Source organism: Aciduliprofundum sp. MAR08-339 (assembly GCF_000327505.1).
In the GTDB taxonomy this organism is placed as follows: Archaea; Thermoplasmatota; Thermoplasmata; order Thermoplasmatales; family Aciduliprofundaceae; genus Aciduliprofundum.
This window is the reverse complement of the sequence record NC_019942.1, coordinates 796,048-811,236: the sequence shown is the minus strand read 5'-3', so window position 1 is coordinate 811,236 and position 15,189 is coordinate 796,048. Positions and strand designations below refer to the sequence as shown.

The following is a 15,189-nucleotide window of genomic DNA, read 5'->3' as shown; positions in this document are numbered from 1 at the left end:
TTGAACGTAAATGTAGAAGGGATCACATCTGTTGCAGGAAGGGAAAGTATTGCAGTACCTTTGTCAACCGTTGTCACATTTACAACTGTCTTGTGACTAGCAACATTCTGGGTGAAATTTGCAGGAGTTACATAGGCTGCCTGAGCATTTATATCAACAGACTGATCTGGGGCCATAGTAGAGTTGTAAAGGTTCGTGTAGTGAGGATAAAGCTGATTGGTTACATTAAAGTCCCACATAGAACAGCCCATGCTATTACTACTGCTGGATGATATTGTACCCTCTGTCCAACCACCAAGGGAAGTAGTACCAGAAAACTGTGCACTACCCTCCTGAGGATATACAGAACTCGCTGTGACATTAGATTGAGGCGACATACCAACATACATAGTCCCAGTTCCCGTCACCGTAGAGGTTGCATAATTTCCAGCACTATCTGTATATGAGAATGATACATCAAATGTTGTACCGGGCTGATCATTGGGCATTGTAAAAGTGCCTGTCAAAATACCATTTACACTATCATAGCTCGCAACCTGAGTAGAATACGCAGCACCATTCATATACACAGTCACATATACAGGCGGAACGAGATCAGTAGGCACCCCTGTCCACTTATAATACACAATCTGTCCTGGAAATGCCCCGTTAGAAGGACTCAGTGTTACTGTACCCACAGTGGTCCCTGCCTTCACTGTAGGAGACTGTGAAGCAGCAGAAACACTAGCCGGAACTATTGCGAATATACTAAGCAACACTAGAAGAGTCACTATACTTGCCATCATAATTTTCTTTTTTTCGTCTTTCATATTTCCATCCTCCTTTTTTGTTTACACTCCTCCTATTGGCTTATAGGGGAATGCCTGACATAGGCCATATGTAGATATACATATAAATCATTTTCGGTTCTGTCATCCACAACATTTAAATACAATAATGTTAAAAATTACAAATAGACGCAGAAAAATACTTATTCAATGTACGCACAGGATTTATGTATGACATTATGTATGACAAAAAAAGGTGGTGTTTTAAATACAAGCAATTCACAATGTCAGAAATATTATAAAGCAAAATGAGAAAAATCTTTAAACATAAGAGCCATTATTGTTCCGATGAATTATCTGTTGCTGGCCAGCAGCATTGGAGCCGCAATATCCGCACTACCACTCTTGCTTATTCCAATAAGGATAAGAACCGGTATGAGCAGGTACATACCCCTTTATCTATTTCAGTTCCTATTCTACGCATCAATAATCGTCTACATTATGCATCCAACAGAATACTTTCTCATAACTGTGTATATCTTTCAGATGCTTTTTTTCCTGAACATGTACAGGGCCTACATCCAGAAGGAACTCTTTATGGGATTATCCATGCTCACCGTGCTAGTAAATGCCCTTGCGGTGCTGTTCACCTTTTACTTCATCACCTTCAATCTCTTTGAACTCGTTAAAGATATAAAACACAGGAAAAAAACCTCTCCCCTTGTGCTCTCATCCACCGCCCTTTTTGAAGCGGGAGTGATAATTCAGATTCTTGGAATAGTGTTCAATCACACCTACCTTAGCATATGGTTCATTGCATTTTTCGTTGCAGGCACTCTGCTGTTCATCATCCCCGGACTGAGGGTAGCCTATGAAAAGGAAGAGATCTAAGAGCAGGGTCGTATTCGACGTTCTCTCAATAATATCTGAGGAGGAACACTGCACAGTCTCGGTAATTCTCAGAAGGGCCAACGTTTCTTATTCCACATTCAAGGAGATAGAGGAGAATCTACTCAAGAAAGATTTGATATCCATAAAAACAAATGGAAATGGGAAAAACATATACAGCATCACGAAGAACGGGAGAGATTTTCTCAAGGAATGGCGCAAATTCAAGAGGCTTATGGAAATGTACGGCTTTGAACCCTAAAAAAAGGATAAAGTATTAAACCCCGTGGTACTCCCACAGGGATTTCTTGAACTTTTCAATCTCCTGTTCCAGGGAATTCAGCCGATCCTTGTTCACCTCTACACCTGCAATCTTCATTATGAAGAGCAGCGATTTCAGATGATCCTCTGCGCTCAATCTCCAATCTTCCACTTTCTTATATATTCTGGGCTTGGGAGCCCTTATGGTTCCTGCAGGAGTCTCTATCTCCGCCTCGAGTTCCTCTTCGGGGAAGTACTTGGTGACATCCTGCACCTCACCCCTTGCGTATGCCATTATTTCAGATTTCACTTCCTTGCTGATCCAGCCAATATCAACGTAGTAGTCCAGCAACAGTGTGATTCTGTCCCTCTTCACACGTTCAAATAGGAACTCTATCCAGCGCATGAGCAGTACGATGGTGTAGTAATCCTTCTTTATGTGCTTTAGTATTGGCCCTTCTTCAGTCCTCATTGCTTTTTCTTTTGTCTCAGGATGTCTGGGTTCTCTACGTTCCTCTTCGTGGATTATAGGCTCGCTTGGGATCTCTTCCTTTGGCATGGACTTTGGGAACTCCTCAAACACCGGCGGTGGAACAGCACTGGGCTCCTCTGGGGGTATCACCGCATCGGGTGTTATTGGCATCTCCCTTTTCTCGCTCATGTCTATGAAGGGATTGATTCTCTGGGACACAACCTCGTATATGTCAAGTAGGCGCTTGATGTTATCCTGAACCTCTTCGTTCACCTTTCTTATCTCACTGATTTCATTCTCCAGAGAGCCGATTATTGAATCGTGGCGCTCCAATTTAGCCTGGAACTCGTCCATCTTTCGAGCGATGTCGTCAAGTTTGGTGGTTATCTCATCCAGATTGGATCCCTGAAGCACATTTCCAAGCACATTCTCCAGCTCTCCCTCATTTATGGTTACCTCCGGTAACTCCGGAACCTCTGGAACCTCTGCCTCCTCTGTCTTCTTCGCCTTCTTGGTGTTCTTTGCCTTTTTCTCCTTTTTCTTCTTTTTTCCAAACACTGCCATCTTCATCACCTCCTAGATCATCAAGGTTTCCTAGTACCCTGGTTCACTGGTACAAAGAAATAAAGAAGATCAGTAGAGGTCAACGTACTTTGTGGTCAGTGTTGCAGGAACCATGAATGCGGCATACGTGGGCACACCATGCTTGGGTATTATTTGCAGGGTAACCTGCGACTGCGGGGTCAAATTCAATCCAACTGCCGTGGCATTGATTATTATCTTCACTATGTCACCCTGGGTCATCACGTGCTGGGTTGCCCAGTTTGTTGGAGGCATATCCCTGAGAACTTTGGCTGTGAATTCTGTTGCAGCATAGGTAGCATTGGCAACAAGAACATCTCTTGCCGTGTAATTCAAGGTCACATCCGTGCTTCCATCGGTTATTTCAATCAGCACGTTCTTCATGTCTATCGCTGGACTACCTGCCAGTAGGCCTACCTTTATCTCAATAGTACTCAGCTTTGGTGGGTTTGAGTTCAGATTAACCTGTCCGCCCATGTGTATTATCTTGAATCCTGTGGCAACATCCTGAATGGCTATGTTGCCCGTCTCCTCTGCCTGCTGCTGCAGCTGGTACGCTGTCTGTATGAGTACGGTTGCGGCAACGGCAGCCACGATAATCATCGCTATGAAGATTATCAGGGTGCCGATGCCCATTTCTCCTTTTTCTTTCTTATTCCATACCTTCTTCATTCTCCATCACCTCGGGTCTCTTATTCTTCGGTGGAGCCCTTTTTTAGGCTCCAGGGAAAACATGCCTCAAGGGGTTTAAAAATATTTAGTTGTAATTCTATAAAAATGATTAAAATTTTTAATTCTCACCCAAGAAAATCATAGGAGGATCATTCACGGAACTTGATCATATAAACCACAATGCCCACGATGACCACAACTGCGATTACTATGTATGTGAGGTACTCCATAATGAAATCACTCATCTTTTCCCAGATACTTTTCTCCCCAACCCTGAATTCAACGGTGACGTTCTTGGTTATATGGGAAGCAGACCTGAATATGATCTCAACCCTGTAAATACCATTTGGAAGTTTCGTATGCAGGGTTATTGTAACATTCACCGTGGCATTTTGGGGTACGTAGACCGTGGTGATGTTGGTATAATTCTTACCCTTGTACTCAAGCACCCATGTTGCATTTATTTTCTTCATCAGTTGAGGTAATATCTCCACAAGTTCCGGAGTGTTTCCAACGTTTCTAACCGTAGCAAAGAGGACAACTTTCTTACCTTCTGAGAGTTTCTGAACCTTCACTATAAACTGATGGTTCCCTTCAACTGTGAGGAGAATGGGCACAGACGCGAGGGACCTGTTTTGATAGTAAACCTGTACCAGTAGTTTATAGCTTCCCGCAGGCATATATGGGGGCAGATAGGAATTGACTGTAACAATGGCACTCTCCATAGGGGCCAGAAGCAGAGATGAGGGTGATGCATACGCTCTCTTGGATGCCTGGCCTCCAAGCACTATGTTGAATAAATCCTTCATATTGCCCGTATTGACAACCTTTATCCTTATGCTGTAGTAATAGGTTCCATTTCTCACCATACTAACAACGTAGGCGGATGCCTTGTGCACAGGCTTAACAACCACAAGCACCGAGGCGTTCATACTTATGTTCAATTTGGATGATTTTACAGTTAGATTCACAAAGTTCCTTGTGTAGCCATAGGTTCCATTGGGTACAAGAAGAGTCAAATTGAGATGCCCTGAAGAGCGATAACTCACATTAACCTGCATATTACCATAAACCATTGGCCAGTTCTTACTCTCATCCACCCGAATAATGTACGTATCATTGCAGTTGCCAGTATTCTGAATTATAAAATCCATTGAAATTTTGTTTCCCGGGACAACATAGTAAACGGGCACATACTCAAGTTTGAAATTCACGTAGGGAAGTACCTTTACCGTCACGTTTCTGTATTCAACGCACCCTGTGGTGAGGGATGTGGCACTTAAATTAAGGGTATAATTTCCAACTATTGTCGTCCTGAATGTGTAAAGTGTGAAATTCACAATTTCGCTCTCCCCGCTTTCAAGATGCAAAACAAGCATTGAGGGAGATACCCTGAAAAGTGTGCGGTTGTACCTCAATCTGAGCGTGTAATTATCCTGCCAGTTTCCAGTATTTTCGACGAGTGCACTTAAATTTATCCACCTTCCAGCAGGAGCCTCATAAACGGGATTTACTGTCAAATTAAAAGAGTAGTGCTTTACATAAACTCTCCCAACCATGAAATTGTTGCTTTCATTGCTTTCAATTATCCTATTGAATGGGTCTATGTAAACCTCGACCTGATGCCATCCCGGAGTGGCTTTTAAGGTTTCCCTTATCATGGTACTTTCACTTACATATACTGTTGAATTAATGACCAGCTTCCCATCAAGATAAATTCCGCACTCTGTTCTGAGAGGCACTGTTGAAGAGAGTTGAGATTCAATTGTTATATTTGCACCCTGTGCATTAAGACTCAAACTGTTTACCTTGAGATCCGGAAACTCCGCACTTCTGAAATACAGAAATGTTTCATTTCCAACCTTCTTCTGCCATACAATACCGATGGTTTTATCATTAACCGATATTGATGGGTAGAATGAGGCACTGGAACTTATGTTCATAACCTGCCCGATAGGATTCCCGTTTTCATCGAATATGGAGAATCTTATCACACCTCGGGGATAATCATCCCAGACAACAAACATGCGATTGTGTATTACAGCCACATGGGGATCTATTGAATCTATCCTGTCAGCCACAGTCAGATTTGTATCGTCCACCTCCGTGTATCCAGAAGAACTAAGACGGGTAAATATAACCTCGTAGGCAAGGCGCTCTCTTGAGCAGGAGAAAACGGTGTAAAGGGAATCATTGTAAAAATAGGAATCAATTGTACTGTTGGGAGAAACAACACTTATCCTCCTGGACTCTGTAAGGAACTTGCCATTTGAACCTATCTTTCTGTAGAATACGCTGTATCCAGGGGTTGGAGTGTACTCGATCCAGAATACGTGGACATTATCATCGTTATCAACCACTATCTGAGGCCGTAGAGATGGAGTCACCGTATTTGATACATCCACTGGCGGGAACACGGGCTGCCCGTACGGGTTCAGTTCATCGTACATAACTTCCCAGTTGGAGTTGTTCCACTCCTGCCAGACCACATGAATGTAACCCTTTGAATCAACAGCGATTCTTGGATTTATACAATTGGTGCTGACCTTGGTAATAGGAACCGGATGAATTTCTATGAGTATGTTCCTGTTACTGTATAATAGCCTTGAAAAATAGATTGTCCAGTGACCTCCCACGTATCTCTGCCACACAATATAGATATGAGAACCATATACTCCCAGAACCGGATTTATATCATCACCTGAAAAATATGTTATGCGTGAATCATTAACCAATTTGAAACCATCTGGGCGAACACGCAAATAGTATATCTCCCAGTTACCATTCCTGTGGTCCTGCCATACAATGTTGTAATTTCCATCACTACTCCTCATTATATCTGGATGCGTGGAATTTCCAAGCCACGTGAGCCTCGCTGTGGATCTCCAAACAATATCGTTCATAAGTGTTGCCCCTGTATTGTCCATTCCTGTAATTTGGGAGCCAGAGCCACTACTCAGTAGGGGTGAGAATAGGAGGATTATAAGAGATAGAGCGATAAAACGGCTGAATTCAGAGGATAGTGGTCTCAACCTCATACTCCTCGCCATCTGCGCTCATGTTTATTTTCAACCTATTGGATTCAAAATCAAGAACTGCACTGAAATCGTTTATTTTCGATCTGTACTTCAGTCTCTTACCCACCCTTTCCTCCTTTAAAAGCCCCATCTCCAATAGCATTTTTATACGCCTGTAACACACTGTAACGGGTATATTGTACTCTCTGCTCAGTTCCCTTATCCCCTTTGATGAAGTTGATGTACCCAGGAGAATCTGCGAAGAATACTTGTCCATGAACACCGATACCATGCTCTTGGCCTCCAAGTTCATGGTCTCAAAATTCCACAACTCCATTATTAAATTTTTGGAAAAATTTTTATAAATTAATACTTATTCTTTGTTATCAGCCATACTTATCGGCCTTTATTCTCAAAAAATATTCTCATGGGATATTAGCAGAAGTAATTACTCTCTGATAATTATCCAAAGAGAAAATGGATCCGAAAATTTTTTAAATGGTTGCAGGGTTGTTTGCTTTGGGGATGCATATGGTGGATAAGCATGCATTAACTATGGTGTTGATGGATGAATATAACCTTAAAATCCTAGCGGCTTCGGCGATCAAACCGGTATCGGTTAGGGAAATCGCATACAGATTTGACATTCCTCTGGCCAGCGCGTACAGGAAGATCAAAGAGCTTGAAAGCATGGGTCTGATAAAGGTTGAGGAGACAAGGCTCACTTCGGATGGAAAGAGATACAAACTTTACCGCTCTCAGGTTGAGAATTTTGAAGTAAGTTATCACAGAGATAAATTGAAGATCAAACTGCACATAAAGTGGCAGGAACCAGAAATAATAGAGAAGGATATACTAACACCCGCCATCTGATCCATTCAACTCTTTTATCAAACTCCTTGCGGTAAGCCTCACACTTTCCTCGCTGTTGTATTTTGGTTTCCAGCCGTAGGATTTTATTTTCTCTATGGATAAAAGCATCTTTGGAACATCTCCCTTCCATCCTCTTTTGCCTCCCGTAAACCTGTATTTGACATCTTTGAGGCACATTTCCTCCACAATTATGTCAGCAATCTTACGCACATTGACCCAGTCTTCGCTCCCAATGTTAAAGATTTCAACATCATTTTTCCTGTTCTTATAGCCAAACAGTATTGCGTCCACACAATCCTCTATGTACAGGTACGATTTTGTCTGGATACCATCACCCAGTATCTCCAGTTCTTCTGGATTTCTGCTCAGTTTCATTATGAAATCGTAAATCACACCATGAGTGCTCCTTGGACCAACAATGTTCGCAAATCTATAGATAACTGCACGCATATCAAAAGTGTGCGCATAGGAAGTTATGAAGGCCTCCGCCCCGAGTTTTGATGCCCCATACAGAGAAATTGGTATCAGAGGACCGTAATCTTCAGGGGTGGGAATAACTGATGCCTCGCCGTATACTGTGGAGGTGGAGGTGAATACTATGTCCCTCACACCATTGAGACGCATTGCTTCCAGAACATTGTAGGTGGCCATAACATTCTGCTCAATATGCACATGAGTATCGCTTGAACCGAGACGCACATCGGGATTGGCCGCCACATGGTATACCAAGTCCACACCGTGCATTTCCTTTTTCAGGGTATCAAAATCCAGAAGATCTGCCTTCACAAATTTGAAATTCTCTTTACCGATGTGCTGCTCTATAAACTCCATCTTTCCAGAACTCAGGTTGTCGTAAACAACCACATACTCCCCACTATTCACAAGTCTATCAACGATGTGACTTCCTATGAATCCTGCTCCACCAGTCACCATTATCTTCATTCTTTTCACCTCTCAACCAAAGGTACACAATGATAATTACGGCCACAAATATAATTATTCCCCCTATGGCAAATATTCCCCAGTGCCTGAAACTCAGAATGGAGAAAAATGCAAGTATCCCGATTATAGAACTTCCCGCAAAAGAACCAACAACAATTGAGAGAAGAACCCTGTACTCGTGCATACCCAGCAACCTTCCAATTATCGCGGCCGTGAAGCCCCCCGAACCTTGAAACGGTATGGCAACAAAGGCCGCCAGACCAGCATAGGCAAATTTTCTCATCACCGGATGGTTTCTCCATTTTTTCTCTCCTATTTTCTCAATCTTCTTCACATAGGTACCCACCAGGGGTATGTACTTGAGCAAATCCCAGTTCCAGATGGTCCACCAGGCCACAAGGGAATCTATTATTGTTATGAGCGCAGCCGCTATGAGGATGCTCCATGCACCGTAAAGTGGAGAAAAAACGACAACAAGGGCTGGAACCATGCTCTCCTTTCCGGCGGGAGGTACGAGATAAAGAAATAGAATCGTACCCACCTTTATGAATAGAGAGGGAATGAGAAAATAGAGAGTTATAACGAAGAGAGTACCACCATATATTGGAAATAGAAAATGGTAAAGACGAACAACAAGTTTTCCCATTTTATCAGTATTCAAGGCACTCACTTCCTGAGCACCAGTGCGTAGTGGTCCTTCTGATATCTGGAAATGTTAAGTATCTCTTCAACACTGAAGAATTTACCCACCTTCTTTACAGTATCTTGCAGAATTTCCTTGGGCTTTTTTCTTATGTCAATGGTCCTTGTTTTGAGCATCAAAAACCCGTATTTAGGGGCGAAGTAATCCATATTCTTGATAAATATGTTCACCTGATCCCTCTGGGATATATCCTGATAAAGCACCTCGGGTCTCTCAACGAACATTGCATATTTCTCGGGGTAGCGAGCATCGTTGAGCAGGGGCACAATATTATCCCTTCTCTCAGCGAGGTGCACCAATTTGTTCATAGCCATGGGAGATATCTCCACAGCCCAGATCATATCCGCAATGTCCGAAAGGTGACTCACCGTAGTGCCCGTGGCCGCCCCGAGATAAAGTATTTTTGAATCTTTGAAGGGAAAATTCTCAAGATGAAGGTGCATTGCCGCGCTCAACTTGCTTCTCATAGGCTCCCATCTCCTGAAATATCTGCCCCCTTCCTCCAATATTTTCTCACCGTAAACGCTCTCTCCGTACTTGGAGCGTGTATAGAAATGCCTTCCATCGGTGTAAACCCCTGGGTATCTGGACTTCCGCATAGGCAAATTATCTCAAGAACATATATAATACTTCCCTCTTTCCCAGGAATTTTTATAGAAGATTTTAATATGGACATTTATGGATTGGTAATGCATTCTTATTTTCTCAGTCCTGTGGGCAGTGCCACTCTTTTTCTCCTCCATCATAGCCTCATTTGTATCTTCCAAGAAAAAAAATCAATAAAATCTGGATCTCGGGCGCGATAATGCAGGTAATATCCCTAGCAACCACACTGATACTGGCATATATGGTGCAGGTGAATGTATTTGGTTCAGTACCCTCATTGAAGGCCTTGGGCCTTGCACTGTTATTCACTCCTCTGGCCATTCTGGTACCTTATTTAACAAATTTGGAGGGTGAGAGGGTATCCTACAAGCCGCCTGAGAACTTCGTTCCTGAAAAACTGTGGTTGAGGATCTTGCTCTTCATCATACTCGCTCCTATAAGCGAGGAGATTCTCTACAGGGGCCTTCTTGAAGGATATTTGATATTGCACACATCATCCCTCATTGCGATCCTCGTTCCCGCAGTTTTATTCTCCATCATTCATTACGCACCATTCAAAAATGCACCCAAAAATGTCATAATCTCCATACTGCTCTCCTCATTAATCCTGGGCATCATTGCTGGATGGTTAAGAGCATACTCCAATTCCATAATTCCTGCAATTATCGTGCACGGGGAATTCAACATTATTGGCGTGAGAAAAGGGTGATGCGAGCTTAAGAGGGTTGAGAGAGGACAAGCCATCTCCTTACATTTGGTGAATTTCCATCTTCTCGCAAATTTGAGAATACATCCATGGAACTCTCCATTTATGCGGCAGAACAACATACAGAAAAGATTTTTATATTTAAATTCATCTAAGAGTTTGGAAAAATACAGGAGGAAAAATGTGAATGAGTAGGAAAAGGAATTATCCTGACTCTTGCTTGATTATTTCCTATTCCCACATCCAATCCCACACTATAATCTTCACTGTTATGGCATATTGTGGAGATACCAATATGGCTGGATTGTGGAATGTGCATGGAACTGTAAACACCGGTGGTTTTGGAGATCTCGTATGGGGGTGAAAGGATGAGTGAGATTGAGGAAATAAAGGAGCAAATAAAGGAAGCAGGAACAAAATCACCAAAGAGGAAAATAGGAAGGAGAGGAAAGATTGCAATCGTGGCAACTCTCGTTGTGATTGCGATTCTCATTGGTGTGTATGTGGCACTGCTTTTGACTGCTCCACCGCCAGAGAAGTACTGGAAACCGCAGAAGGAGTTCACCATGTCTGAAGTGGATATATTGAATCTAAACTCAACTTATACTTTACATAGGAAAATAACCGAGACTTATTATCTCCCAATAAACCAGACGATAGGCAGCGAGAAAAGCAACGGGGATTTCAGGGTGGAGATTGCGGTGGTTGTTAAGGATTATTCTTACTATCCACATGGTGCGGACGAAGTACATACAATGTTTTATCTCTCTTTCACGAAGTTAGGTGGAGATTACAGAGTGAAAGAATTGATATTCAAATACGAGCCAAGCGATGATGATGTTCGCACTCCGAGTTTTGATGATCATTACTTCGCTGCGAAGAATCTCTATTTCACGGCGGATGTGGGCACTTATCCCACTCCATACGGTCCCGTTTACGACAGAATGGACTATGAACTGTGGACACTGCACCAGATAAGAGGAATAAATAAAGATGCTAAGGATATAAAAGATGGTGGCTTCTCAAACAGTTTTCAGATCTCGCTTTATGATTCCACAAATAGTGGAAAAAATCACAGTATCACATTCACGGCCATCCTTGAATACGGAAAGTATGTGCAGGGATGGCTTGGTTCTGGCTGGCAGGATGTGCACAGATTGAGCACATCGGTTGTGATTTATATCGTGCCTGAAGGAGGTGCGTGAGTTGAAGAAATTTTACCCTTATGCCGGAAGCACCATTATTTATATAGCAAAAAACATGGTATATTGGAAATATGAATGTAAATGTGGTTCTCGGAGGTTATCGTTATTCCTTCACCAAGGAACGCGGAGAACTTGATGATCTCATTCTGCAATTCACAAAAATTTTAAATAAACTTGGAATAAAATATGTTGTTGTATCTGTCTATGTGGCAATACTTTTTGGCAGAAGCCGTTTATCTGAAGATACTGATGTGATCGTGGAGAGATTTGAGTATGAGAAATTCCTAGATATGTGGAAAGAATTGAATAAAGATTTTTGGTGCATAATAACAGATAATCCTAAAAATGCCTATCAAGACTATTTGATTTCAGGATATGCTCTGAGATTCTCATTGAAAAATAAAATAATACCAAATGTCGAAATGAAATTTCCAAAAAGTGAAATTGAAAATTTAATATAGTAAATGCCGTAAGGAGGTATCTGGAATGGAACTTCCAGAAATAGATATGAAGGAGTTGGAGGAAATAAAAAAGCGTAACTTTGAGGACACGTTAAGATTCATAGAAATCTATGTTAAATGGCTCAAAGAAAACAAAATTGTCAAAATAGAAAAGGTTGAAGTTGAAAAAGAATGAGAGCAGTTTTTATTAAATAAGACTTCTAATCACCGAAGGCACAAAGAGTAGAATGGGGAGATGGTGATTGTAACAACATTTCTAATCGTATTTTTTTCTTTTAAACGGGATATGGGGCTGGTATTATGTCATAAGTTTCCCGCCGCATAAGAGGTATCATGCTATTCCTGTTGAAGATGTTTCGGTAGGAGAGAGAACTGTGGTTTATCAAGAACTGCCATATGTGCATCATCTCAAATCAGAGTTATGATGGGTGTATTCTGTACTGGGAAAAATTGTGGAAGAACCAAAACTACCTCAACTTAACATAAGAATTTTTGTATGGGAAAAAGTATGCAAATATTTCAGTGAGCATATATCCAAGTGAATATTCCAAAAATCATAAGATTTTTATGCAGTATTACCTTCTTTACCCGTGATTTACCTATCCACAACTGTAATGGGCTTGGAAGATATCGCATCCAAAGAAATTAAAAAATTTGGTGGAGAAATTAAAAAGGCTGAAAGAGGAAAAGTTCTTTTCGTCGGGGATGAAGATTTGATCTATAAGTTAAACTACGTCTCCAAGGGAGTTTTTAGAATTACATTGCTCCTAGGCATGGGTCGGATTGAGAATCTCAATGACATAAGGGAAATAATAAAAAACTCAGATTTCTGCATAAAAAGGACATTCGCTGTAAGGAGTAAAAGGAAAGGAAAGCATGAGTTCACAAGTATGGACATAAACGCTGTTGTTGGAGAGGAGATACTGAAGAAATGCCCAGAGGCGAAGGTGAATCTAGATGACCCAGATGTAACATTCCTCACCTGGCTTGAAGATGAGGATTTTTTCTTCACCATGGATACCACGGGAGAGAGTTTGCACAGACGAGGATATCGCGTGTATCAGCATCCTGCACCCATAAATCCAGTGCTGGCATCTCTGATGCTCAGATTCGCAGGATGGAGTGGAGAGAGGCTTGTGGATCCATTCTGCGGCTCTGGGACAATTCTTATAGAGGCTTATCACAATTACAATGGAATTCCAAATAAGTGGAGAGACTTCTCGTTCAAAAAACTTCCAATTTACGATGAGGAAAGGTGGAAAGAAATAAAGCATTCTGTGGATAGGGAAATGAAGAATAAAAAGTTGAATCTAATTGGAGTGGAAAGATTCGAAAAACATGTGAGGGGCTGCATAAAGAATCTAGAGCACTCTGCTGTTAAGGCAAATTGCATTTTGGGTGATGCTGAAAAACTGCACGAGTATGTGAGAGGAACAGAACATATAATCACAAACCCGCCATTCGGATTGAGAATAGGTTCCAAAAAAAAGATATTCAGATTGTATGAAAATTTTGCCAGAGAGTTGGAGGAACATTTTTCAGGCGCAATTTTAACGCTCATCATTCCATACAAAAAATTTGAAGTGTATTTTGATGTGCTGGAGAAAAGGGAGATCATGTACGGAGATTTGCACACTAAAATTTACAGATTCAAAATATAAAAAATTAGGAGAGGTTATGTTTCTTGAGAAAATCGTTTATTATATCCTCCAGATCTGGCTTGCCTATCTCGTCCAGTTCATAGCGAACACGCACTATGGGCTTATTAACCTTAACCACGCGATTGAGATCAATGGGTGTGCCACTTACCACGACATCTGCATCGGCGTTGTTTATTGTCTCCTCCAGTTCCTTCATCTGCTTCTCCCCGTAGCCCATGGCAGGCAGTATAACATCAAGATGAGTATACTTCTTATATGTGTCAATTATTGAGCCCACTGCGTATGGTCTTGGATCTATTATCTCCTTTGCTCCGAACCTCTTTGCAGCCACGTATCCTGCTCCGTAGCGCATTCCTCCATGGGTCAATGTGGGGCCATCCTCAACCACGAGCACCTTTTTACCCTTTATCAATTCAGGATTATCCACAAAGAGTGGAGAGGCTGCCTCAATGACCGTGGCATTTGGATTTGCAATCCTTATATCATCTATGACCTTCTGTATATCATCCCTGTTTGCAGTTTCCATCTTGTTAATTATAATAACATCTGCAGCTCTGAAATTGGTCTCACCGGGGTGATACTTCATCTCGTGCCCCGGTCTGTGGGGATCAGCCACGACAATCCACAGATCTGGCTTATAAAACGGGAAATCGTTGTTTCCGCCATCCCATATTATCACATCTGCCTCCTTTTCAGCCTCCCGAAGAATTGCCTCGTAATCAACGCCTGCATACACAACTCCACCCATATCTATGTAGGGCTCGTACTCCTCCCTCTCCTCTATTGTGCATTCATACTTGTCAAGATCCTCGTAGGATGCAAATCTCTGAACGCGCTGCTTCACAAGATCCCCGTATGGCATGGGATGTCTTATGGACACAACCTTCAGCCCGCGATCACAAAGTAGTTTGAAAACCCTGCGTGAGGTCTGGCTCTTACCACTACCAGTGCGTACGGCTGTTACCGCAATGACAGGCTTGCTTGATTTTATCATTGTACTCTCAGGTCCGAGAAGCCAGAAATCTGCACCTGCCGCGTGGGCCCTTGAGGCAAGATGCATAACATGCTCATGAGGCACATCGGAGTATGCAAATACAACCACATCCACACCCTTTTCCTTTATTATTTTCTCCATATCCTCCTCCGCAAGGATTGGTATACCATTCGGATAAAGTTCTCCTGCAAGCTCCGGTGGATAAACCCTTCCCTCAATGTCAGGTATCTGCGTGGCAGTAAATGCAACAACCTCATAATCCGGATTGTTCCTGAAAAACACGTTGAAATTGTGGAAATCCCTGCCTGCCGCTCCCAGAATCAGAACCTTTCTCTTCACCATTTTCAATCACCTCATATCCCACATGATAAGGACTTAT

16 protein-coding genes are annotated in these 15,189 nt (G+C 42.1%); 8 read left to right on the top strand and 8 right to left on the bottom strand.

Translation table 11 applies throughout. The annotated features are described in order from the left end of the window. The first annotated feature begins 1,115 nt into the window (after positions 1-1,115). Both ACIM339_RS04400 and ACIM339_RS04395 read left to right on the top strand, forming a co-directional pair. Positions 1,116-1,658: a hypothetical protein gene (locus tag ACIM339_RS04400; protein WP_015283409.1), complete on the top strand. Its 543-nt coding sequence runs from the start codon at positions 1,116-1,118 to the stop codon at positions 1,656-1,658. Continuing rightward, positions 1,639-1,917 (top strand): winged helix-turn-helix domain-containing protein, encoded by a 279-nt coding sequence (locus ACIM339_RS04395; protein WP_015283408.1) that lies wholly within the window; start codon positions 1,639-1,641, stop codon positions 1,915-1,917. The genes ACIM339_RS04400 and ACIM339_RS04395 overlap by 20 nt, the downstream gene beginning before the upstream one ends. Before the next feature lie 15 nt (positions 1,918-1,932). On the opposite strand, the gene ACIM339_RS04390 is transcribed toward ACIM339_RS04395, so the two are convergent. The 4 genes from ACIM339_RS04390 to ACIM339_RS04375 form a co-directional block, all read right to left on the bottom strand. Continuing rightward, positions 1,933-2,952 (bottom strand): FlaD/FlaE family flagellar protein, encoded by a 1,020-nt coding sequence (locus ACIM339_RS04390; protein ID WP_015283407.1) that lies wholly within the window; start codon positions 2,950-2,952, stop codon positions 1,933-1,935. A gap of 69 nt (positions 2,953-3,021) precedes the next feature. Continuing rightward, the gene (locus tag ACIM339_RS04385; protein WP_015283406.1) at positions 3,022-3,642 is read right to left on the bottom strand and encodes an archaellin/type IV pilin N-terminal domain-containing protein; all 621 of its coding nucleotides are present in this window, start codon (positions 3,640-3,642) and stop codon (positions 3,022-3,024) included. Between the two features lie 149 nt (positions 3,643-3,791). Further along, positions 3,792-6,680: a hypothetical protein gene (locus ACIM339_RS04380; RefSeq protein WP_162007687.1), complete on the bottom strand. Its 2,889-nt coding sequence runs from the start codon at positions 6,678-6,680 to the stop codon at positions 3,792-3,794. Then, positions 6,655-6,996 (bottom strand): winged helix-turn-helix domain-containing protein, encoded by a 342-nt coding sequence (locus tag ACIM339_RS04375; protein WP_015283404.1) that lies wholly within the window; start codon positions 6,994-6,996, stop codon positions 6,655-6,657. Before ACIM339_RS04375 ends, ACIM339_RS04380 begins: the two co-directional genes overlap by 26 nt. Before the next feature lie 227 nt (positions 6,997-7,223). Between ACIM339_RS04375 and ACIM339_RS04370 the strand changes: the two genes are divergently transcribed. Next, a complete protein-coding gene (locus ACIM339_RS04370; RefSeq protein ID WP_337954311.1) occupies positions 7,224-7,532 on the top strand; it encodes a helix-turn-helix domain-containing protein in 309 nt (102 codons plus the stop codon). On the opposite strand, the gene ACIM339_RS04365 is transcribed toward ACIM339_RS04370, so the two are convergent. From ACIM339_RS04365 to ACIM339_RS04355, 3 genes are read right to left on the bottom strand one after another with little or no spacing between them, the layout of a single operon-like run. Then, positions 7,515-8,474: an NAD-dependent epimerase/dehydratase family protein gene (locus tag ACIM339_RS04365; RefSeq protein ID WP_015283402.1), complete on the bottom strand. Its 960-nt coding sequence runs from the start codon at positions 8,472-8,474 to the stop codon at positions 7,515-7,517. The genes ACIM339_RS04370 and ACIM339_RS04365 overlap by 18 nt on opposite strands. Further along, positions 8,422-9,135: a small multi-drug export protein gene (locus ACIM339_RS04360; RefSeq protein WP_048104037.1), complete on the bottom strand. Its 714-nt coding sequence runs from the start codon at positions 9,133-9,135 to the stop codon at positions 8,422-8,424. The genes ACIM339_RS04365 and ACIM339_RS04360 overlap by 53 nt, the downstream gene beginning before the upstream one ends. A 5-nt stretch (positions 9,136-9,140) precedes the next feature. Continuing rightward, the gene (locus ACIM339_RS04355; protein WP_015283400.1) at positions 9,141-9,776 is read right to left on the bottom strand and encodes a fibrillarin-like rRNA/tRNA 2'-O-methyltransferase; all 636 of its coding nucleotides are present in this window, start codon (positions 9,774-9,776) and stop codon (positions 9,141-9,143) included. A 206-nt stretch (positions 9,777-9,982) separates the two neighbouring features. Between ACIM339_RS04355 and ACIM339_RS07765 the strand changes: the two genes are divergently transcribed. From ACIM339_RS07765 to trm14, 5 genes are all read left to right on the top strand, one after another. Beyond that, on the top strand, positions 9,983-10,492 hold the full coding sequence (locus ACIM339_RS07765; RefSeq protein ID WP_015283399.1) for a CPBP family intramembrane glutamic endopeptidase: 510 nt from the start codon (positions 9,983-9,985) through the stop codon (positions 10,490-10,492). Between the two features lie 365 nt (positions 10,493-10,857). Beyond that, positions 10,858-11,694 carry a hypothetical protein gene (locus ACIM339_RS04345; RefSeq protein ID WP_015283397.1) on the top strand — a complete coding sequence of 279 codons (837 nt, stop codon included), beginning with the start codon at positions 10,858-10,860 and terminating at the stop codon, positions 11,692-11,694. Between the two features lie 71 nt (positions 11,695-11,765). Continuing rightward, a complete protein-coding gene (locus ACIM339_RS07760; RefSeq protein WP_015283396.1) occupies positions 11,766-12,155 on the top strand; it encodes a hypothetical protein in 390 nt (129 codons plus the stop codon). A gap of 25 nt (positions 12,156-12,180) precedes the next feature. Beyond that, positions 12,181-12,330: a hypothetical protein gene (locus ACIM339_RS07990; protein ID WP_015283395.1), complete on the top strand. Its 150-nt coding sequence runs from the start codon at positions 12,181-12,183 to the stop codon at positions 12,328-12,330. A gap of 415 nt (positions 12,331-12,745) precedes the next feature. After that, positions 12,746-13,816, top strand: a complete 1,071-nt coding sequence (trm14, locus tag ACIM339_RS04335) for a tRNA (guanine(6)-N2)-methyltransferase (RefSeq protein WP_015283394.1) — start codon at positions 12,746-12,748, stop codon at positions 13,814-13,816. A 4-nt stretch (positions 13,817-13,820) separates the two neighbouring features. On the opposite strand, the gene ACIM339_RS04330 is transcribed toward trm14, so the two are convergent. Then, on the bottom strand, positions 13,821-15,152 hold the full coding sequence (locus tag ACIM339_RS04330; RefSeq protein WP_015283393.1) for a cyclic 2,3-diphosphoglycerate synthase: 1,332 nt from the start codon (positions 15,150-15,152) through the stop codon (positions 13,821-13,823). Between the last annotated feature and the right edge of the window lie 37 nt (positions 15,153-15,189).